A 19010-nucleotide genomic window follows, 5' to 3' on the forward strand; every position below is an offset into this window, starting at 1 on the left:
CGACCGTCACCAGCCGGCGGACGGGCCCGTCAGCTCCCTGACCGCCGGGCGGGCCGCGTCCAGCACCGTCATGAACCAGGACGAGAAGGTGTCCTTCGCGTGCCGCTCCGCGAGCTCGGCGGGGGTCACGAAGGCCGTCGCGCCCACCTCCTCGGTGTCCGGACGCGGCGGCGACTGCACCAGTCCCACGAAGAGGTGGTTGTACTCCTGCTCCACCAGGCCCGAGTCCGGGTCCGGGTGGTTGTAGCGGACCGTGCCCGCCTCGGCGAGGAGCGACGGTGAGACGCCCAGCTCCTCGTAGGTGCGCCGGGCCGCCGCCGCGAACGGGGCCTCACCCGGGTAGGGGTGCCCGCAGCAGGTGTTGGACCACACACCGGGGGAGTGGTACTTGCCCAGGGCGCGCTGCTGGAGCAGCAGGCGGCCCCGTTCGTCGAACAGGAACACGGAGAAGGCGCGGTGCAGCTGCCCCGGGGGCTGATGGGCGGCGAGCTTCTCCGCGGTGCCGATCGTGACGCCGTTCTCGTCGACCAGTTCCAGCAGGATCGCGTCAGCGGTGCCGTTCGACGTACGGTGCGTCGCGGTGGCAGGTGTGATCGGCATACCCATCCTTCGCATCGGTTTTTCGCGCCCCAAGTGTGCCGCACGAAAACGGCACTCCCGGCAGTTGATCGTGCCCGGCGCGGCGGACGGGGAACCGTCCGGGGCGGCGCTGTGCGCAGGAGGACGCGACCGCGCACCGGATCGCTGCACTCCGCCCGAACCACCCGTACGGGACGTCCGGGGGCGCTCGCGGACGGTCAGTGACAGAGCCTCGCCTCGTGCTCCGCGTGCCCGCCCGGCTCCAGCTGGAAGGTGCAGTGCTCCACGTCGAAGTGGTCGCCCAGGCAGCCCTGGAGCTCGTGGAGCATCTTCTCGTGCCCGATGGTGTTCAACGCGTCCCCGCTCACCACCACGTGCGCCGACAGCACCGGCATCCCGGAGGTGATCGTCCAGGCATGCAGGTCGTGGACGTCCTCCACGCCGTCGAGGGCGAGTATGTGGGCGCGTACGTCGTCCATGTCGACGTCCTTCGGGGCCGCCTCCAGCAGCACGTCGAGGGTCTCGCGCAGCAGCTTCCAGGTCCGCGGCACGATCATCAGGCCGATGACCAGGGAGGCGATCGGGTCGGCGGCCTGCCAGCCGGTGGTCAGGATCACCACCGCGGAGATGATCACCGCGAGCGAGCCCAGCGCGTCCGCGGCCACCTCCAGGAACGCCCCGCGCACGTTCAGGCTCTCCGCCTGGCCGCGCACCAGCAGCGACAGCGAGATCATGTTGGCGACCAGGCCGATCGCGCCGAACACGATGGTCAGCCCGCCCTCGGTGCCCGCGGGTGTGAGGAACCGCTGGATCGCCTCGTAGAGCACGTAACCGCCGACGCCGAGCAGCAGCAGGCAGTTGGCGAGCGCGGCGAGGATCTCCGCGCGGGCGTAGCCGAAGGTGCGCTTGCCGCTCGGCGGGAGGCTCGCGAAGTGGATCGCCATCAGGGCCATGCCGAGGCCCAGCGCGTCCGTCGCCATGTGCGCCGCGTCGGCGACCAGGGCGAGGGAGTCCGCGAGGACGCCGCCGACGATCTCGACGACCATGACGGTGAGCGTGATGGACAGCGCCACGCGCAGCCTGCCGCGGTACGCCGCGGTGGCGGTACCGCCGGTCGGCGCATGCGAGTGCGTGTGCCCGTGATCGTGCCCAGCCCCCATGAAGGCCGCCTCCTGTGGTTCGTCGGGATCACCAGTGAACTACGGGTGGGGGGTATCGGGCAACGCGGCACTGAACACCGTTGTCATGTGCCCTGACCTGCGCAAACGATCCGCAGGTCAGGGCGGTTCGGTTCAGCGGGCGTGGTGCAGCCGCCAGCCCTGCCACGCCGACTCGACCATGGCGCGCACGTCCCGGCGGGCGGTCCAGCCCAGCTCCTCGGCGGCCAGGTCGGCGGAGGCGACCGAGACCGGGGCGTCGCCCGGGCGCCGCGGTTCCACGACGGGGGCCCGCCGGTCGCCGGTCACCTCGCCGATGACGGTGACCATCTCGCGCACGGAGACGCCCTCGCCGCGACCGATGTTGACCGTCAGGTCGCCCACCGGGCCGCCCTCGGCCAGTCGCCGGGCCGCGGCCAGGTGCGCCTCGGCCAGGTCGGCGACATGGATGTAGTCCCGCACGCAGGTGCCGTCGGGCGTCGGGTAGTCGTCGCCGAAGATCCGCGGGGCCTCGTTGCGGGTGAGCCGGTCGAAGACCATCGGCACGATGTTGAAGACACCGGTGTCCGCCAGCTCGGGTGCCGCCGCGCCCGCCACGTTGAAGTAGCGCAGGCACACCGTCGAGATGCCGTGCGCCCGGCCCGCCGCCCGCACCAGCCACTCCCCGGCGAGCTTCGTCTCCCCGTAGGGGTTCACCGGGGCGCACGGGGTGTCCTCGGTGATCAGCCGCACCTCGGGGTTGCCGTAGACGGCGGCGGAGGAGGAGAAGACGAAGCGCTCGATCCCGGCCTCGGCCACCGCCTCCAGCAGCGTGGCCAGTCCGCCGACGTTCTCCCGGTAGTACCGCGTGGGCTGCGCCACGGACTCGGCGACCTGCTTGCGCGCCGCCAGGTGCACCACCCCGCTCACCTCGTGCTCGGCGAGCACCCGCTTCAGCAGAGCGGCGTCCAGCGACGAACCCCGCACGAGCGGGACGTCGGCCGGCAGTCGGGCCGGGACCCCGGCCGACAGGTCGTCCAGCGCCAGGACACGCTCCCCGGCCTCCGTCATGGCCCGCGCCACATGGGCCCCGATGTATCCCGCTCCGCCTGTGATCAGCCATGTCATGGTCGCCCACCCTATGCCGAGCCCGGAATGGTCACCGCTATGTCCGAGATGCCCCCTGCGCCCGGGGCGCGGTTTGTGGGCGGGGCCCGTGATCACCCATGATGATCGCGGCAAAGGCCGGGGGAGACACCGTTGATCGGCCCGTGAACGGGCGGTGAACGAGGGCCTCCCGGCATCCGATAGCCTCTGCCGACATGCCGCCCGACCGCATCGGTAAGGGGCGCCCCCACCGTGTACCGACCGGCGCCCAGGCGCCGGCACCCAGGGAGTGAGTTCGGTTGCCGACCGCCATCCTCACCGGTCAGCCGGTCCCCGGATCGTCGATCGAGAGCGATCTGCGGTCCCTCGGCTTCGACGTCCGGATCGCCTCGGACGCCACCGACGCCGAGACGCTCCTCGCCCAGGTCCCCGGTGACCAGCGGGTCGCCGTGGTCGACGCCCGCTTCGTCGGCCATCTGCACGCCCTGCGCCTCGGCCTCACCGACCCGCGCTTCCCGCTCGCCGCGGTGCCCGGCGCCGTCACCGCCCAGCCGGCCGGCCGCCAGGCCCTGACTCGCGCGATGGCCCGGGAGAGCAGCGCCGGCGGCGGTACGGCGGACGGGGGCGCCCCCGGGCACACGAAGCTGGGCGTGAGCACCGTCGACAACCTCGCCGACCGCGTCGTCACCGCCCTGGACGCCGACGACGCCGGCGTCCACCGCCCCGAGCTCGGCAGCCTGGTCGCCGTCGTCCCCACCGATCCGCAGGCCCGCAACGAGGCACGGCAGGCCGTCGCGGACGTCGACGACGAAGCCGTACGCCTGAGGTCGGCCGTGAAGTCCCGGGACGGCTTCTTCACCACGTACTGCGTCAGCCCGTACTCCCGCTACATCGCCCGCTGGTGCGCCCGCCGGGGTCTGACCCCGAACCAGGTCACCACCGCCTCCCTGATCACCGCGCTGATCGCGGCGGGCTGCGCGGCCACCGGCACGCGCGGCGGGTTCGTCGCGGCCGGCGTGCTGCTGATCGCGTCCTTCGTCCTGGACTGCACCGACGGCCAGCTCGCCCGCTACTCCCTCCAGTACTCCACGCTCGGCGCCTGGCTCGACGCCACCTTCGACCGGGCCAAGGAGTACGCCTACTACGCGGGCCTCGCCCTCGGAGCGGCCCGCGGCGGCGACGACGTGTGGGCCCTCGCCCTCGGCGCGATGATCCTCCAGACCTGCCGGCACGTCGTGGACTTCTCCTTCAACGAGGCGAACCACGACGCGACCGCCAACACCAGCCCCACGGCCGCCCTCTCGGACAAGCTCGACAGCGTCGGCTGGACGGTGTGGGTCCGGCGGATGATCGTGCTGCCGATCGGTGAGCGCTGGGCGATGATCGCGGTCCTGACGGCGCTCACGACTCCCCGGATCACGCTCTACGCGCTGCTCATCGGCTGCGCGTTCGCGGCGACGTACACCACGGCGGGCCGGGTGCTGCGCTCGCTGACCCGCAAGGCCAAGCGGACGGACCGGGCGGCGCAGGCGCTGGCGGACCTCGCGGACAGCGGTCCGACGGCCGAGGCGATCGCGCGCGTCCTGCCGGGCCCGGCCCGTCCCACCGCCCCCCTCAGCGCCGCCGCCGGCGCGGTCCTGGTGACCCTCGGCGCCTGGGCGTGGGGACCGAGCTGGTGGGTCGTGCTGATGGCCGGCGGCTACATCATGCTGTCCGCGGAAGCCGTCGAGCGGCCCCTCAAGGGCGCCCTCGACTGGCTGATCCCTCCGTTCTTCCGGGCGGCCGAGTACGGCACCGTCCTGATCCTCGCCGCCAAGGCGGACGTGGACGGGGCCCTTCCTGCGGCTTTCGGGCTGGTGGCCGCGGTCGCCTACCATCACTACGACACGGTGTACCGCATCCGCGGCAACGCCGGCGCGCCCCCGGCCTGGCTGGTGCGTGCCATCGGGGGGCACGAAGGGCGGACGCTGCTCGTCACCGTCCTGGCCGCCGCGCTCACCGCCTCGCAGTTCACGGTCGCGCTCACGGCCCTCGCCGTGGCCGTGGCCCTGGTGGTGCTCGTCGAGAGCATCCGCTTCTGGGTGTCCGCTGGGGCGCCCGCCGTACACGATGAAGGAGAAACCGCATGATCGGCCTCGTGCTCGCGGCCGGCGCCGGACGGCGTCTGCGCCCCTACACCGACAGCCTTCCCAAGGCTCTGGTGCCGGTGGGCCCCGCGGGCATAGAGGGCGAACCCACGGTTCTCGACCTGACGCTCGGCAACTTCGCCGAGATCGGGCTGACCGAGGTCGCGATCATCGTCGGCTACCGCAAGGAGGCCGTCTACGAGCGCAAGGCGGCCCTGGAGGCGAAGTACGGCCTCAAGCTCACCCTCATCGACAACGACAAGGCCGAGGAGTGGAACAACGCCTACTCCCTGTGGTGCGGCCGGGACGCCCTCAAGGACGGCGTGATCCTCGCCAACGGCGACACCGTGCACCCGGTCTCCGTCGAGAGGACGCTGCTCGCCGCGCGCGGTGAGGGCCGCCGCATCATCCTCGCCCTGGACACGGTGAAGAGCCTGGCCGACGAGGAGATGAAGGTCGTCGTCGACCCCGCCAAGGGCATGACGAAGATCACCAAGCTGATGGACCCCGCCGAGGCGACCGGCGAGTACATCGGCGTCACCCTCATCGAGGGCGACGCCGCCCCCGAGCTGGCCGACGCGCTGAAGACGGTGTGGGAGACCGACCCGCAGCAGTTCTACGAGCACGGCTACCAGGAGCTCGTGAACCGCGGCTTCCGGATCGATGTCGCGCCGATCGGCGACGTCAAGTGGGTCGAGATCGACAACCATGACGATCTCGCCCGTGGACGGGAGATCGCGTGCCAGTACTGACGAGGCTCATCCCCTCACCTGTCGTCGTCGACATCCGCGCGGGTGCCCTCGACGACCTGGCCGCCGTGCTCGCCGACGAGCGGGTCTCGCACTCGGGCAAGCTCGCCGTCGCCGTCAGCGGCGGCTCCGGCGCCCGGCTGCGCCAGCGGCTGGAGCCCTCCCTGCCCGGCGCCACCTGGTACGAGGTCGGCGGCGGCACCCTCGACGACGCCGTGCAGCTGGCCAGCGACATAAAGGCCGGCCACTACGACGCGGTCGTGGGCCTCGGCGGCGGCAAGATCATCGACTGCGCCAAGTTCGCCGCGGCGCGCGTCGGCCTGCCCCTGGTCGCCGTCCCCACCAACCTCGCGCACGACGGCCTGTGCTCGCCGGTCGCGACGCTCGACAACGACGCGGGCCGCGGCTCGTACGGCGTTCCGAACCCGATCGCGGTCGTCATCGACCTGGACGTCATCCACCAGGCCCCGGCCCGGTTCGTGCGCGCGGGGATCGGGGACGCCGTCTCCAACATCTCCGCGATCGCGGACTGGGAGCTGGCCAACCGGGTCAAGGGCGAGAAGATCGACGGCCTCGCCGCCGCGATCGCCCGCCAGGCCGGCGAGGCCGTGCTCAGGCACCCCGGTGGCATAGGGGACACCGACTTCCTCCAGGTGCTCGCCGAGGCGCTCGTGCTCAGCGGCATCGCCATGTCGGTCTCGGGCGACTCCCGCCCGTCCTCCGGCGCCTGCCACGAGATCAACCACGCCTTCGACCTGCTGTTCCCCAAGCGGGCCGCCGCCCACGGCGAGCAGTGCGGCCTCGGCGCGGCCTTCGCGATGTTCCTGCGGGGGGCGCACGAGGAATCGGCGTACATGGCCTCGGTGCTGCGCCGGCACGGCCTGCCGGTGCTGCCGGAGGAGATCGGCTTCACGGTGGACGAGTTCGTCCGCGCCGTGGAGTTCGCTCCGGAGACCCGGCCCGGCCGGTACACGATCCTCGAACACCTCGACCTCAAGCCCGACCAGATCAAGGATCTCTACGTCGACTATGTCAAGACCATCGGTAGCTGAACTCCGTCCGGTCGTCCACCCCGTCGGGGTGAAGGACCGGCGCAGCGGTGAGCACTGGATGGGGCGCCTCTACATGCGCGAGGTGTCCCTGCGGGTCGACCGCTATCTGGTCAACACCAGGGTCACGCCCAACCAGCTCACGTACCTGATGACCGTCTTCGGCGTCCTCGCGGCCCCGGCACTACTCGTGCCGGGGATCTGGGGGGCCGTGCTCGGTGTGGTCTGCGTGCAGATGTATCTGCTGCTGGACTGCGTCGACGGCGAGATCGCCCGCTGGAAGAAGCAGTACTCGCTCAACGGCGTCTACCTCGACCGGGTCGGCGCCTACCTCACCGACGCCGCCGTGCTCGTCGGCTTCGGGCTGCGCGCCGCCGACCTGTGGGGCAGCGGCCGCATCGACTGGCTGTGGGCCTTCCTCGGCACCCTGGCCGCGCTCGGCGCCATCCTGATCAAGGCGGAGACCGACCTCGTCGGTGTCGCCCGCCACCAGACCGGCAAGCCGCCGGTCCAGGAGTCGGCGGCCGAGATGCGCTCCTCCGGCATGGCGCTGGCCCGCAAGGCCGCCTCCCTGCTCAAGTTCCACCGGCTGATCCTCGGCATCGAGGCGTCCCTGCTCATCGTGGTCCTGGCGGTCGCCGACCACCTGCGCGGCGACCTGTTCTACTCCCGCCTCGGTGTCGCGGTGCTGGCCGGCATCGCGCTGCTCCAGACCCTGCTGCACCTGGTGTCCATCCTCGCCTCCAGCAGGCTGAAGTGAGTGGCCTGAAGGTCGGCGCGGTCGTCATCACCATGGGCAACCGCCCGGACGAGCTGCGCGCCCTGCTCGACTCGGTCGCCAAGCAGGACGGCGACCGGGTCGAGGTGGTCGTCGTCGGCAACGGCTCGCCCGTCCCCGACGTCCCGGAGGGCGTGCGGACCGTCGAGCTGCCGGAGAACCTCGGCATCCCCGGCGGCCGCAACGTCGGCATCGAGGCGTTCGGCCCCAGCGGTCGCGACGTCGACATCCTGCTCTTCCTGGACGACGACGGCCTCCTCGCGCAGCACGACACCGCCGAGCTGTGCCGCACGGCGTTCGCCGAGGACCCCGAGCTCGGCATCATCAGCTTCCGCATCGCCGACCCGGACACCGGCCTCACCCAGCGCCGCCACGTGCCCCGGCTGCGCGCTTCCGACCCCCTGCGCTCCTCGCGCGTGACCACCTTCCTCGGCGGTGCCAACGCCGTCCGCACCCAGGTCTTCGCCGAAGTCGGCGGCCTGCCGGACGAATTCTTCTACGCCCATGAGGAAACCGACCTGGCATGGCGGGCTCTCGACGCGGGCTGGATGATCGACTACCGGTCCGACATGGTGCTGTACCACCCCACGACCGCGCCCTCGCGGCACGCGGTCTACCACCGCATGGTCGCCCGCAACCGGGTCTGGCTGGCCCGCCGCAACCTCCCCGCGCTCCTGGTCCCGGTCTACCTCGGGGTCTGGATGCTGCTCACCCTGGTGCGCCGCCCCTCGCGGCCCGCGCTGAAGGCGTGGTTCGGCGGGTTCCGGGAAGGCTGGACCACATCGTGCGGCCCACGCCGGCCCATGAAGTGGCGTACGGTGTGGCGGCTGACCCGACTGGGCCGCCCCCCGGTCATCTGACAAGCTCGAACCTGAGAGCGGCACCCGGGCCCCGCCCCGGCCCCCGGCTCATGCCCAGGCCCGCACGGGCTGTGCATCTCGAAGACGAAAGTTTCCACTAGTGAGTGAGACAACGCACGACGGCCAGATCGCGGTGACCGCGCCTCCGTCGCCCGACGAGGGCCTCACGGCGGCGCAGCTGGCCGACAAGTACGGGCTGTCCGTGAGCGGTGCCCGCCCCTCGCTCGTCGAGTACGTCCGTCAGCTCTGGGACCGCCGTCACTTCATCCTCGCGTTCTCGCGGGCGAAGCTGACCGCCCAGTACAGCCAGGCCAAGCTCGGCCAGCTGTGGCAGGTGGCCACCCCGCTGCTGAACGCGCTCGTGTACTTCTTCATCTTCGGTCTGCTGCTGGGCGCCCGGAAGGGCATCCCGCACGACATCTACGTGCCGTTCCTGGTGACGGGCGTCTTCGTCTTCACCTTCACCCAGAGCTCGGTCCTCGCGGGCGTGCGCGCCATCTCCGGCAACCTCGGTCTGGTCCGGGCGCTGCACTTCCCGCGCGCCTCGCTGCCGATCTCCTTCGCGCTCCAGCAGCTCCAGCAGCTGCTGTACTCGATGATCGTGCTGGTCGTGGTCATGGTGGCGTTCGGCAGTTACCCCGGCCTGTCCTGGCTGCTGGTGCTGCCCGCGCTGGTCCTGCACTTCGTCTTCAACACCGGCCTCGCGCTGATCTTCGCCCGCATGGGCAGCAAGACCCCGGACCTGGCCCAGCTGATGCCGTTCGTGCTGCGCACCTGGATGTACGCCTCGGGCGTCATGTTCAGCATCCCGGCCATGCTCGCCGACAAGGACATGCCGGGCTGGGTCACCGAGGTCCTGCAGTGGAACCCCGCCGCGATCTACATGGACCTGGTCCGCTTCGCGATGATCGACGGCTACGGCTCCGGGTACCTGCCCCCGCACGTGTGGGCCTTCGCCGTGGGCTGGGCGGTGCTGGCCGGTGCGGTCGGCTTCGTCTACTTCTGGAAGGCGGAAGAGAGGTACGGCCGTGGCTGAGCAGCAGACAGACATCCGCCCCACCGTCATCGCGGACGATCTGCACATCGTCTACCGGGTGAACGGCGCCAAGTCCGGCAAGGGCAGTGCCACCGCGGCCCTCAGCCGCATCGTCAAGCGCGGCGAGGAGCGCGGGGTGCGCAAGGTGCACGCCGTGCGCGGTGTCTCCTTCGTCGCCTACCGCGGCGAGGCCATCGGACTGATCGGCTCCAACGGCTCCGGCAAGTCCACCCTGCTGCGGGCCATCGCCGGACTGCTGCCCGCCGAGAGCGGCAAGGTCTACACCGACGGCCAGCCCTCGCTGCTCGGCGTCAACGCGGCACTGATGAACGACCTCACGGGTGAACGCAACGTCATATTGGGCGGTCTCGCCATGGGGATGACCCGGGAGCAGATCAAGGAGCGCTACCAGGAGATCGTCGACTTCTCCGGCATCAACGAGAAGGGCGACTTCATCACCCTGCCGATGCGCACGTACTCCTCCGGCATGGCGGCCCGGCTGCGCTTCTCCATTGCCGCGGCCAAGGACCACGACGTCCTGATGATCGACGAGGCCCTGGCCACCGGCGACCGCAAGTTCCAGAAGCGCTCCGAGCAGCGGATCCGCGAGCTGCGCAAGGAGGCCGGCACGGTCTTCCTGGTCAGCCACAACAACAAGTCGATCCGGGACACCTGCAACCGGGTGCTGTGGCTGGAGCGCGGCGAGCTGCGCATGGACGGACCCACCGACGAGGTCCTCAAGGAGTACGAGAAGTTCACGGGCAAGTAGTCCACCCGCCCCTGGACGCACCGGGGCAGGAGGCTTCGCGGGGCCCCGCCGGAACTGCTCCGGCGGGGCCCCGCGTCTGCAAAGGAAACGTCAACTTCGGTACGGCGTAGGAATCTTGAAGTCAATCGGTGTGTTCTTGTGATGTCCAGGACACCCCGGCTGCCCACGCCGAGTTGTACAACGTAAGCTGTACCGGTCCCGAATCGCGGCAAGTGGGGCGATAATGCCCGACACCCTCAGTCAGGGCCGCTCCTCGGAAGGCTGGGCGGCGTGTCCGAAATAGTGCGTGTTGGGTCTGCGGTGTAGAACGGGAGATGTGACGGCCATGGCTACGGAAACTCCCCAGCTCCAGGCAGTTGCCGTCCCCGCCCCGGGCGGTTCGCGGTGACGGGAACCGACACGGCGCGCGCCCCCGATCCGGAGCGCGGAACGCTGGACAAGGCCGCGGGTGAGAACTTCCCCGTGGCTCCCTTCTTCCTGCCCCGGGCCTGGCGCACCGATCTCATGGCGGTGTACGGCTTCGCCCGTCTCGTCGACGACATCGGCGACGGGGACCTCGCCCCCGGCGGCGCCGACGCCCGCCTGCTCGGCGTCGGACCCGAGGACGCCGAGGACCGGCTCCTGCTGCTGGACGCCTTCGAGGCCGACCTGCGCCGGGTCTTCGACGGCACTCCCCGCCACCCCCTGCTGCGGCGCCTGCAACCGACGGTCCGCCGCCGCTCGCTCACCCCCGAGCCCTTCCTCGCCCTGATCGCCGCCAACCGCCAGGACCAGCTGGTCCAGCGCTACGAGACCTACGACGACCTGCTCGCCTACTGCGAACTGTCCGCCAACCCCGTCGGCCGCCTGGTGCTCGGCGTCACCGGCACCTCCACCCCCGAGCGGGTCCGGCTGTCGGACGCGGTCTGCACGGCGCTCCAGATCGTCGAACACCTCCAGGACGTCTCCGAGGACCTCGGCCGCGACCGCATCTACCTGCCCGCCGAGGACATGAAGCGGTTCCATGTCCAGGAGGCGGATCTCGCCACGGGGACAGCGGGCGCATCGGTGCGCGCACTGGTCGCGTTCGAGGCACAACGCGCCCGCGATCTCCTGAATGAAGGCGCCCCCCTGGTGGGTAGCGTCCACGGCAGGCTGAAGCTGCTGCTCGCGGGGTTCGTGGCGGGAGGAAGGGCGGCCGTCCAGGCGATCGCCGCCGCCGAATACGACGTACTTCCCGGCCCGCCCAAGCCCGGCAAGCTCCGGCTGTTGCGCGAGGTGGGCCTGACTCTGCGAGGAGAGGGGTGATCCGGACCGTGGAGGCCGAACCACGCGTGTCCGCACCGGTACTCGCCGCCTACAGCTACTGCGAGACCGTCACCGGACAGCAGGCCCGTAATTTCGCGTACGGCATCAGGCTGCTGCCGACGCCGAAGCGGCGTGCGATGTCCGCGCTCTACGCGTTCTCGCGCAGGGTCGACGACATCGGAGACGGCGCGCTGGGCGACGACATCAAGGCGGCCAGACTCGACGACACCCGGGCGATGCTGGCCCGGGTGCGTCGCGGCGAGGTCGACGAGGACGACACCGACCCGGTCGCGGTCGCCCTCGCCCATGCCGCCGAGACCTTCCCGATCCCGCTGGAGGGCCTGGACGAGCTGATCGACGGCGTCCTGATGGACGTACGCGGCGAGACCTACGAGACCTGGGACGACCTGAAGGTCTACTGCCGCTGTGTCGCCGGTGCCATCGGGCGGCTCTCGCTCGGGGTGTTCGGTACCGAACCGGGGGCGCGCGGCGTCGAGCGCGCGCCGGAGTATGCCGACACGCTCGGACTCGCACTCCAGCTCACCAACATCCTCAGAGACGTCCGCGAGGACGCGGAGGACGGACGCACCTATCTGCCCGCCGACGACCTCGCGAAATTCGGCTGCTCGGCCGGGTTCGACGGGCCGATCCCACCGGAGGGCTCCGACTTCGCGGGCCTCGTCCACTTCGAAGTGCGACGGGCCCGCGCCCTTTTCGCCGAGGGCTACCGGCTGCTCCCGATGCTCGACCGGCGCAGCGGCGCCTGTGTCGCCGCCATGGCCGGGATCTACCGACGGCTGCTCGACCGCATCGAGCGCGACCCGCAGGCGGTGCTGCGCGGGAGGGTCTCGCTGCCCGGACGCGAGAAGGCGTACGTCGCCGTGCGCGGTCTGTCCGGACTCGACGCCCGGCATGTGACGCGGCAGACCGTCAGGAGGCGCGCCTGATGGGCAACGCGGGCCAGGGTGACGCCGCCGGGGAACACTGCCACGCAACCCTCCGCTCAGGGGCAGCGTCCCTGACTGCGACGGCCGGCCGTGCATCGTTCACACACGGCGGCCGGGCAGGGGAGGGCGCACGATGACCGACGGCAAACAGCCGGGGCGGCACGCCGTCGTGATCGGCGGCGGGCTCGCCGGCATCACCGCGGCGCTCGCCCTCGCCGACGCGGGCGTCCGCGTCACCCTCCTAGAAGGCCGGCCGCGGCTGGGCGGGCTCGCCTTCTCCTTCCAGCGCGGCGATCTCACCGTCGACAACGGACAGCACGTCTACCTGCGCTGCTGCACCGCCTACCGCTGGTTCCTCGACCGGATCGAGGGGACGGCGCTGGCACCGCTGCAGAGCCGTCTCGACGTGCCCGTGGTCGACGTCGACAAGCCCGAGGGGCGACGGCTCGGCAGGCTGCGGCGCGACCCGCTGCCGGTGCCCCTGCACCTGGGGCGCAGTCTGGCGACGTACCCCCACCTCTCGCTGGCCGAACGGGCCAGGGTCGGCCGCGCCGCGCTCGCGCTCAAGGGGCTCGACCTCGCCGACCCGAGCCTGGACGCGCAGGACTTCGGCAGCTGGCTGGCCGCGCACGGTCAGTCGGCACGCGCCGTCGAGGCGCTGTGGGACCTGGTCGGGGTCGCCACCCTCAACGCGGTCGCCGCCGACGCCTCGCTGGGGCTCGCCGCGATGGTGTTCAAGACCGGTCTGCTGTCCGACCCGGGCGCGGCGGACATCGGCTGGGCGCGTGTCCCGCTGGGCGACCTGCACGACCGGCTGGCCCGCAAGGCGCTCGACTCCGCGGGCGTGCGCACCGAGGTCCGTACCCGCGTCACCTCCCTGGCCGCCGGCGAGGACGGGACCTGGAGCGTCCAGGTTCCCGGCGAGACGCTCCACGCCGACTGCGTGGTGCTCGCCGTACCGCAGCGCGAGGCCCACGACCTGCTGCCCGCGGGCGCGCTCGACGCCCCGGAGCACCTGCTCGCGATCGGCACCGCGCCGATCCTCAACGTGCACGTCGTGTACGACCGCCCGGTGCTGAACCGTCCCTTCTTCACCGCCCTCGGCACCCCGGTGCAGTGGGTCTTCGACCGCACCGACGCCTCCGGGCTCACCGAGGGGCAGTACCTGGCACTGTCCCAGTCGGCCGCGGCGGACGACATCGACGAGCCGGTCGCCGCGCTGCGGGAGAAGTACCTCCCGGAGCTCCAGCGGCTGCTGCCCGGCGCGCGCGGCGCCGAGGTGAAGGACTTCTTCGTGACCAGGGAGCGGACGGCGACGTTCGATCCCGCCCCCGGCGTCGGACGGCTGCGGCCCGGCGCCCGCACCAAAGCCCCCGGCCTGTACCTGGCCGGATCGTGGACCGCCACAGGGTGGCCCGCGACGATGGAGAGTGCGGTCCGCAGTGGCGTGAGTGCGGCGGACGCCGCGCTGGGCGCCCTGGGCCGGCCCCGCCCCCGTCACCTCTTCGAGTTCGAGGAGGCGGCGTGATGCTGGACCAGCGCGCGGCAGGCCCCCGCACCCCCGGCACCGCAACAAGAGGAGAGACTGTGCCCACTGTGCCCCCGGCCTCGACGGCTGCCGAGGCGGTGGACGTGACCGCGCTGCTGGAGCGTGGCCGAACCCTGGCCACTCCGGTACTGCGGGCGGCGATCGACCGCCTCGCCCCTCCCATGGACACCGTTTCCGCCTACCACTTCGGCTGGATCGACGCCGCGGGCAACCCCGCGGACGGCGACGGCGGCAAGGCCGTGCGTCCCGCGCTCGCCGTGCTGTCCGCCGAGGTCACCGGTGCCGCGCCCGCGACCGGCATCCCCGGCGCCGTCGCCGTGGAGCTGGTGCACAACTTCTCGCTGCTGCACGACGACCTGATGGACGGCGACGAGCAGCGCCGCCACCGCGACACGGTCTGGAAGGTGCACGGCCCGGCCCAGGCCATCCTCGTCGGCGACGCCCTCTTCGCGCTCGCCAACGAGGTCCTCCTCGAACTCGGCACCGTCGAGGCCGGCCGCGCCACCCGCCGGCTGACCGCCGCCACCCGCGCCCTGATCGACGGACAGGCCCAGGACATCTCCTACGAGCACCGCGACCGCGTCAGCGTCGAGGAGTGCCTGGAGATGGAGGGCAACAAGACCGGTGCCCTGCTGGCCTGCGCCAGCTCCATCGGCGCCGTGCTCGGCGGTGCCGACGACCGCACCGCCGACACCCTGGAGAAGTACGGCTACCACCTCGGTCTCGCCTTCCAGGCCGTCGACGACCTCCTCGGCATCTGGGGCGACCCGGTCTCCACCGGCAAGCAGACCTGGAGCGACCTGCGTCAGCGCAAGAAGTCCCTGCCGGTCGTCGCCGCGCTCGCGGCGGGCGGTCCCGCCTCCGACCGGCTCGGTGAGATCCTCGCCGCGGACGCCAAGAGCAGCGACTTCGAGAACTTCTCCGAGGAGGAGTTCGCGGCCCGCGCCGCCCTCATCGAGGAGGCGGGGGGCCGGGACTGGACGGCCGGTGAGGCCCGCCGCCAGCACGCCATCGCCGTCGAGGCGCTCGACGCCGTCGACATGCCCGATAGGGTGCGGGCCCAGTTCACCGCGCTCGCCGACTTCGTCGTCGTACGAAAGAGATGAGCGCCATCGGCCGAATAACCCTCGCTTAGTCGCCGGCCGGTGCTGCGAGGAGAGGACAGGCACCGGCCGACGGCGGACCCACAGCAGAGCACCGCATTGCACACTGCACGAAGGGGAAGCCATGACAGCGACGACCGACGGAAGCACCGGGGCCCTGCCGCCCCGGGCTGCCGCGGCCAGCGAAACCGACCTCGACACCCCCGTGGCGGTCGGGGTACAACAAGCCGCCGTACACGCCGTGCAACGCGCCACGGCGTACCTGCTGGCCCGGCAGGACGCCGAGGGCTGGTGGAAGGGCGACCTGGAGACCAACGTCACCATGGACGCCGAGGATCTGCTGCTCCGTCAGTTCCTGGGCATCCAGGAGGAGTCGATCACCCGCGCGGCCGGTCTCTTCATCCGCGGCGAGCAGCGCGAGGACGGCACCTGGGCCTCCTTCTACGGCGGACCCGGCGAACTCTCCACCACCGTCGAGGCCTACGTCGCCCTCCGGCTGGCCGGGGACGCCCCCGACGAGCCGCACATGGCGAAGGCCTCGGAGTGGATCCGCGCCCAGGGCGGCATCGCCGCGGCCCGGGTCTTCACCCGGATCTGGCTGGCCCTGTTCGGCTGGTGGAAGTGGGAGGACCTGCCCGAACTCCCGCCCGAGCTCATCTACTTCCCCCAGTGGATGCCGCTCAACATCTACGACTTCGGCTGCTGGGCCCGGCAGACCATCGTCCCGCTGACGATCGTCTCCGCGAAGCGGCCGGTGCGGCCCGCGCCGTTCCCGCTCGACGAACTGCACATCGACCCCGCGAACCCCAACCCGGCCACGCCCCTTGCCCCGGTGGCCAGTTGGGACGGCGCCTTCCAAAGGCTGGACAAGGCGCTGCACCAGGTGCGCAAGGTCGTGCCGCGCCGGCTGCGCAGGGCGGCCATGAACACCGCCGCCCGCTGGATCATCGAGCGGCAGGAGAACGACGGCTGCTGGGGCGGCATCCAGCCGCCGGCCGTGTACTCGATCATCGCGCTGCACCTGCTGGGCTACGACCTCCAGCACCCCGTGATGCGCGAGGGGCTGGCGTCCCTGGACCGCTTCGCCGTCTGGCGCGAGGACGGGGCCCGGATGATCGAGGCCTGCCAGTCGCCGGTGTGGGACACCTGCCTGGCGACCATCGCGCTCGTCGACGCCGGGGTGCCCGCCGACCACCCGCAGGTCGTCAAGGCGGCGGACTGGATGCTCGGCGAGGAGATCGTCCGACCCGGGGACTGGGCCGTGAAGCGGCCCCGACTCCAGCCGGGCGGCTGGGCGTTCGAGTTCCACAACGACAACTACCCCGACATCGACGACACCGCCGAGGTGGTCCTGGCGCTGCGCCGCGTCCGGCACCACGACCCGCAGCGGGTGGAGAACGCCATCGGGCGCGGGGTGCGCTGGAATCTCGGCATGCAGTCCAAGAACGGGGCGTGGGGTGCCTTCGACGTCGACAACACCAGCCCCTTCCCCAACCGGCTGCCGTTCTGCGACTTCGGCGAGGTCATCGACCCGCCCTCCGCCGACGTCACCGCGCACGTCGTCGAGATGCTCGCGGTCGAGGGGCTCGCCCATGACCCGCGCACCCGGCGCGGCATCGAGTGGCTGCTCGCCGAACAGGAGGCGGACGGCTCGTGGTTCGGGCGCTGGGGCGTCAACTACGTCTACGGCACCGGGTCCGTCGTTCCCGCGCTCGTCGCCGCCGGCATCCCCGGCGCGCACCCGGCGATCCGGCGGGCGGTGGCCTGGCTGGAGTCCGTCCAGAACGACGACGGCGGCTGGGGTGAGGACCTGCGCTCCTACCAGGACGCGACGAAGTGGAGCGGCCGCGGCGCCTCGACCGCCTCGCAGACGGCCTGGGCGCTGATGGCGCTGCTGGCCGCCGGTGAGAGGGAGTCCAAGGTGGTCGAGCGGGGTGTGAAGTGGCTGGCCGCCACCCAGCGGGAGGACGGCTCCTGGGACGAGCCCTACTTCACCGGGACCGGCTTCCCGTGGGACTTCTCCATCAACTACCACCTCTACCGGCAGGTGTTCCCGCTGACGGCGCTCGGCCGGTACGTGTACGGGGAGCCGTTCGCCGACAAGGGCAAGCCGTCCGTCGAGGCCCGCGAGCCGTTCGCTGACGGGGGGAAGTCCTTCGTCGACACGGGGAAGCCGTCCGCCGAGGTCCGCGAGCCGTTCGCTGACGCGGGGAAGTCCCTCGTCGACACGGGGACGCCCTTCGCCGAGGCGGGGGAGGCGTGAGATGAGCGCCGGACCGGTCCCCGCACCGCTGCTGATCGCCTGCGCGCTCGGCATCGAGCACCTCGCCCTGCGCAGCGGCGACCGCGGCGGCGCCGACGGACCGGTCACCGTCCTGCGTACCGGAATGGGCCCGAAGGCGGCCGAGCGGGCCGTCACCCGGGCCCTCGCCGACCCGGCCCTCACCGGCGCCGCGGTGCTGGCCACCGGCTTCTGCGCCGGGCTCGCCCCCGGGATGCACCCCGGCGACCTCGTCGTCGCCGAGGAGGCCCGGGACCCGGACGGAACCGTTCCGTGCGTGGGGACCGACCTACTCGTCAAGGAGCTGACCCGGGCCGTCCCCGGACGAACCGTCCACACCGGACCGCTCACCGGTTCCGACCACGTCGTCCGTGGTCATGAACGGTCCGACCTGCTCGCGACCGGCGCGATCGCGGTCGACATGGAGTCCGCGGCCACGCTCCACAGCGCGGTACGGACGGGCGCGCGCCCCGTTGCGGCCGTACGGGTGGTCGTGGACGCTCCAGAACATGAACTCGTCCGGATCGGCACGGTGCGCGGTGGAATATCAGCCTTCCGCGTTCTTCGTTCCGTCCTTCCCGCTTTTTACGAATGGCACCGTTCCTTGCTGCTCCCCAGGAGGTGAGCCAGATGGCCATGCCGCTGCGTCAGTCCATCAAGGTCGCTACATACTTGGCCGAACAGAAGCTCCGCAAGCGGGACAAGTTCCCGCTGATCGTGGAGCTGGAACCTCTCTTCGCGTGCAACCTCAAGTGCGAGGGCTGCGGCAAGATCCAGCATCCGGCGGGGGTGCTCAAGCAGCGCATGCCGGTGGCGCAGGCCGTCGGCGCGGTCCTCGAGTCCGGTGCCCCGATGGTGTCCATCGCCGGGGGTGAGCCACTGATGCACCCTCAGATCGACGAGATCGTGCGGCAGTTGGTGGCGAAGAAGAAGTACGTCTTCCTCTGCACCAACGCCATGCTGCTGCGCAAGAAGATGGACAAGTTCACGCCCTCTCCCTACTTCGCCTTCGCCGTGCACATCGACGGGCTGCGGGAGCGGCACGACGAATCGGTTGCCAAGGAGGGCGTGTTCGACGAGGCGGTGGCGGCGATCAAGGAGGCCAAGCGGCGCGGCTTCCGGGTCACCACCAACTCGACCTTCTTCAACACCGACACCCCGCAGACCATCATCGAGGTGCTCAACTTCCTCAACGACGACCTCAAGGTCGACGAGATGATGATCTCGCCCGCCTACGCCTACGAGAAGGCCCCCGACCAGGAGCACTTCCTCGGCGTGGAGCAGACCCGCGAACTGTTCAAGAAGGCCTTCGCGGGCGGCAACCGGCGCAAGTGGCGGCTCAACCACTCCCCGCTCTTCCTGGACTTCCTGGAGGGCAAGGTCGACTTCCCGTGCACCGCCTGGGCGATCCCCAACTACTCCCTGTTCGGCTGGCAGCGGCCCTGCTACCTGATGAGCGACGGCTATGTGCCGACGTACCGCGAACTCATCGAGGAGACCGACTGGGACAAGTACGGCCGCGGCAAGGACCCGCGCTGCGCCAACTGCATGGCGCACTGCGGCTACGAGCCGACCGCCGTCCTCGCCACCATGGGCTCGCTGAAGGAGTCGCTGCGGGCCATGCGCGAGACCGTCAACGGAAACCGCGAGTAGT

18 protein-coding genes are annotated in these 19010 nt (G+C 71.3%); 15 read left to right on the forward strand and 3 right to left on the reverse strand.

The genetic code is table 11. The features are described from left to right. Positions 1 to 6 precede the first annotated feature (6 nt). The 3 genes from idi to galE form a co-directional block, all read right to left on the reverse strand. Positions 7 to 600, reverse strand: a complete 594-nt coding sequence (gene idi, locus ACH41F_RS11345) for an isopentenyl-diphosphate Delta-isomerase (protein WP_391235196.1) — start codon at positions 598 to 600, stop codon at positions 7 to 9. A gap of 197 nt (positions 601 to 797) precedes the next feature. Further along, positions 798 to 1739, reverse strand: coding sequence for a cation diffusion facilitator family transporter (locus ACH41F_RS11350; protein ID WP_391235194.1), 942 nt, complete (start codon positions 1737 to 1739; stop codon positions 798 to 800). 132 nt (positions 1740 to 1871) lie between these two features. Then, the gene (galE, locus tag ACH41F_RS11355) at positions 1872 to 2843 is read right to left on the reverse strand and encodes a UDP-glucose 4-epimerase GalE (protein ID WP_391235192.1); all 972 of its coding nucleotides are present in this window, start codon (positions 2841 to 2843) and stop codon (positions 1872 to 1874) included. Positions 2844 to 3121: 278 nt separating this feature from the next. Between galE and ACH41F_RS11360 the strand changes: the two genes are divergently transcribed. From ACH41F_RS11360 to hpnH, 15 genes are all read left to right on the forward strand, one after another. After that, entirely contained in the window at positions 3122 to 4951 is a 1830-nt protein-coding gene (locus ACH41F_RS11360) for a DUF5941 domain-containing protein (protein ID WP_398834483.1), read from the forward strand. Next, positions 4948 to 5700 (forward strand): sugar phosphate nucleotidyltransferase, encoded by a 753-nt coding sequence (locus ACH41F_RS11365; protein ID WP_391235188.1) that lies wholly within the window; start codon positions 4948 to 4950, stop codon positions 5698 to 5700. Before ACH41F_RS11360 ends, ACH41F_RS11365 begins: the two co-directional genes overlap by 4 nt. Next, the gene (locus ACH41F_RS11370) at positions 5688 to 6749 is read left to right on the forward strand and encodes an iron-containing alcohol dehydrogenase (protein ID WP_391235186.1); all 1062 of its coding nucleotides are present in this window, start codon (positions 5688 to 5690) and stop codon (positions 6747 to 6749) included. Before ACH41F_RS11365 ends, ACH41F_RS11370 begins: the two co-directional genes overlap by 13 nt. After that, the gene (locus ACH41F_RS11375; protein WP_391235184.1) at positions 6727 to 7506 is read left to right on the forward strand and encodes a CDP-alcohol phosphatidyltransferase family protein; all 780 of its coding nucleotides are present in this window, start codon (positions 6727 to 6729) and stop codon (positions 7504 to 7506) included. Before ACH41F_RS11370 ends, ACH41F_RS11375 begins: the two co-directional genes overlap by 23 nt. A 32-nt stretch (positions 7507 to 7538) precedes the next feature. After that, entirely contained in the window at positions 7539 to 8384 is an 846-nt protein-coding gene (locus tag ACH41F_RS11380; protein WP_391235643.1) for a glycosyltransferase, read from the forward strand. 100 nt (positions 8385 to 8484) lie between these two features. Beyond that, positions 8485 to 9420: an ABC transporter permease gene (locus tag ACH41F_RS11385; RefSeq protein ID WP_391235182.1), complete on the forward strand. Its 936-nt coding sequence runs from the start codon at positions 8485 to 8487 to the stop codon at positions 9418 to 9420. Continuing rightward, positions 9413 to 10189 (forward strand): ATP-binding cassette domain-containing protein, encoded by a 777-nt coding sequence (locus tag ACH41F_RS11390; protein ID WP_391235180.1) that lies wholly within the window; start codon positions 9413 to 9415, stop codon positions 10187 to 10189. The genes ACH41F_RS11385 and ACH41F_RS11390 overlap by 8 nt, the downstream gene beginning before the upstream one ends. Before the next feature lie 384 nt (positions 10190 to 10573). Further along, on the forward strand, positions 10574 to 11476 hold the full coding sequence (gene hpnC / locus ACH41F_RS11395; RefSeq protein ID WP_391235178.1) for a squalene synthase HpnC: 903 nt from the start codon (positions 10574 to 10576) through the stop codon (positions 11474 to 11476). Then, the gene (gene hpnD, locus ACH41F_RS11400) at positions 11473 to 12423 is read left to right on the forward strand and encodes a presqualene diphosphate synthase HpnD (protein WP_391235176.1); all 951 of its coding nucleotides are present in this window, start codon (positions 11473 to 11475) and stop codon (positions 12421 to 12423) included. The genes hpnC and hpnD overlap by 4 nt, the downstream gene beginning before the upstream one ends. Then, the gene (locus ACH41F_RS11405; protein WP_398834487.1) at positions 12423 to 12560 is read left to right on the forward strand and encodes a DUF6380 family protein; all 138 of its coding nucleotides are present in this window, start codon (positions 12423 to 12425) and stop codon (positions 12558 to 12560) included. The genes hpnD and ACH41F_RS11405 overlap by 1 nt, the downstream gene beginning before the upstream one ends. Next, a complete protein-coding gene (hpnE, locus tag ACH41F_RS11410) occupies positions 12557 to 13951 on the forward strand; it encodes a hydroxysqualene dehydroxylase HpnE (RefSeq protein WP_398834489.1) in 1395 nt (464 codons plus the stop codon). The genes ACH41F_RS11405 and hpnE overlap by 4 nt, the downstream gene beginning before the upstream one ends. Next, a complete protein-coding gene (locus ACH41F_RS11415) occupies positions 13951 to 15078 on the forward strand; it encodes a polyprenyl synthetase family protein (RefSeq protein ID WP_391235170.1) in 1128 nt (375 codons plus the stop codon). The genes hpnE and ACH41F_RS11415 overlap by 1 nt, the downstream gene beginning before the upstream one ends. A gap of 121 nt (positions 15079 to 15199) precedes the next feature. Continuing rightward, positions 15200 to 17338: a squalene--hopene cyclase gene (shc, locus tag ACH41F_RS11420; protein WP_398834492.1), complete on the forward strand. Its 2139-nt coding sequence runs from the start codon at positions 15200 to 15202 to the stop codon at positions 17336 to 17338. Between the two features lies 1 nt (position 17339). After that, positions 17340 to 17981, forward strand: coding sequence for a 1-hydroxy-2-methyl-2-butenyl 4-diphosphate reductase (locus ACH41F_RS11425; protein WP_391235167.1), 642 nt, complete (start codon positions 17340 to 17342; stop codon positions 17979 to 17981). 5 nt (positions 17982 to 17986) lie between these two features. Further along, positions 17987 to 19009: an adenosyl-hopene transferase HpnH gene (hpnH, locus tag ACH41F_RS11430; protein ID WP_391235165.1), complete on the forward strand. Its 1023-nt coding sequence runs from the start codon at positions 17987 to 17989 to the stop codon at positions 19007 to 19009. The last annotated feature ends 1 nt before the right edge of the window (position 19010 follow it).

This window comes from Streptomyces sp. NPDC020489 (genome assembly GCF_044386545.1).
Lineage (GTDB): Bacteria > Actinomycetota > Actinomycetes > Streptomycetales > Streptomycetaceae > Streptomyces.

Excerpts from the sequence above, each read along its gene's own strand:
- ACH41F_RS11380 (WP_391235643.1), top strand. The coding sequence starts at position 7,539 with ATGGGCAACCGCCCGGACGAGCTGCGCGCCCTGCTCGACTCGGTCGCC.
- ACH41F_RS11405 (WP_398834487.1), top strand. The coding sequence starts at position 12,423 with ATGGGCAACGCGGGCCAGGGTGACGCCGCCGGGGAACACTGCCACGCA.
- hpnH (WP_391235165.1), top strand. The coding sequence starts at position 17,987 with ATGGCCATGCCGCTGCGTCAGTCCATCAAGGTCGCTACATACTTGGCC.
- ACH41F_RS11375 (WP_391235184.1), top strand. The coding sequence starts at position 6,727 with ATGTCAAGACCATCGGTAGCTGAACTCCGTCCGGTCGTCCACCCCGTC.
- ACH41F_RS11415 (WP_391235170.1), top strand. The coding sequence starts at position 13,951 with ATGCTGGACCAGCGCGCGGCAGGCCCCCGCACCCCCGGCACCGCAACA.
- shc (WP_398834492.1), top strand. The coding sequence starts at position 15,200 with ATGACAGCGACGACCGACGGAAGCACCGGGGCCCTGCCGCCCCGGGCT.
- hpnE (WP_398834489.1), top strand. The coding sequence starts at position 12,557 with ATGACCGACGGCAAACAGCCGGGGCGGCACGCCGTCGTGATCGGCGGC.
- galE (WP_391235192.1), bottom strand. The coding sequence starts at position 2,843 with ATGACATGGCTGATCACAGGCGGAGCGGGATACATCGGGGCCCATGTG.
- ACH41F_RS11365 (WP_391235188.1), top strand. The coding sequence starts at position 4,948 with ATGATCGGCCTCGTGCTCGCGGCCGGCGCCGGACGGCGTCTGCGCCCC.
- ACH41F_RS11425 (WP_391235167.1), top strand. The coding sequence starts at position 17,340 with ATGAGCGCCGGACCGGTCCCCGCACCGCTGCTGATCGCCTGCGCGCTC.
- ACH41F_RS11350 (WP_391235194.1), bottom strand. The coding sequence starts at position 1,739 with ATGGGGGCTGGGCACGATCACGGGCACACGCACTCGCATGCGCCGACC.
- idi (WP_391235196.1), bottom strand. The coding sequence starts at position 600 with ATGCCGATCACACCTGCCACCGCGACGCACCGTACGTCGAACGGCACC.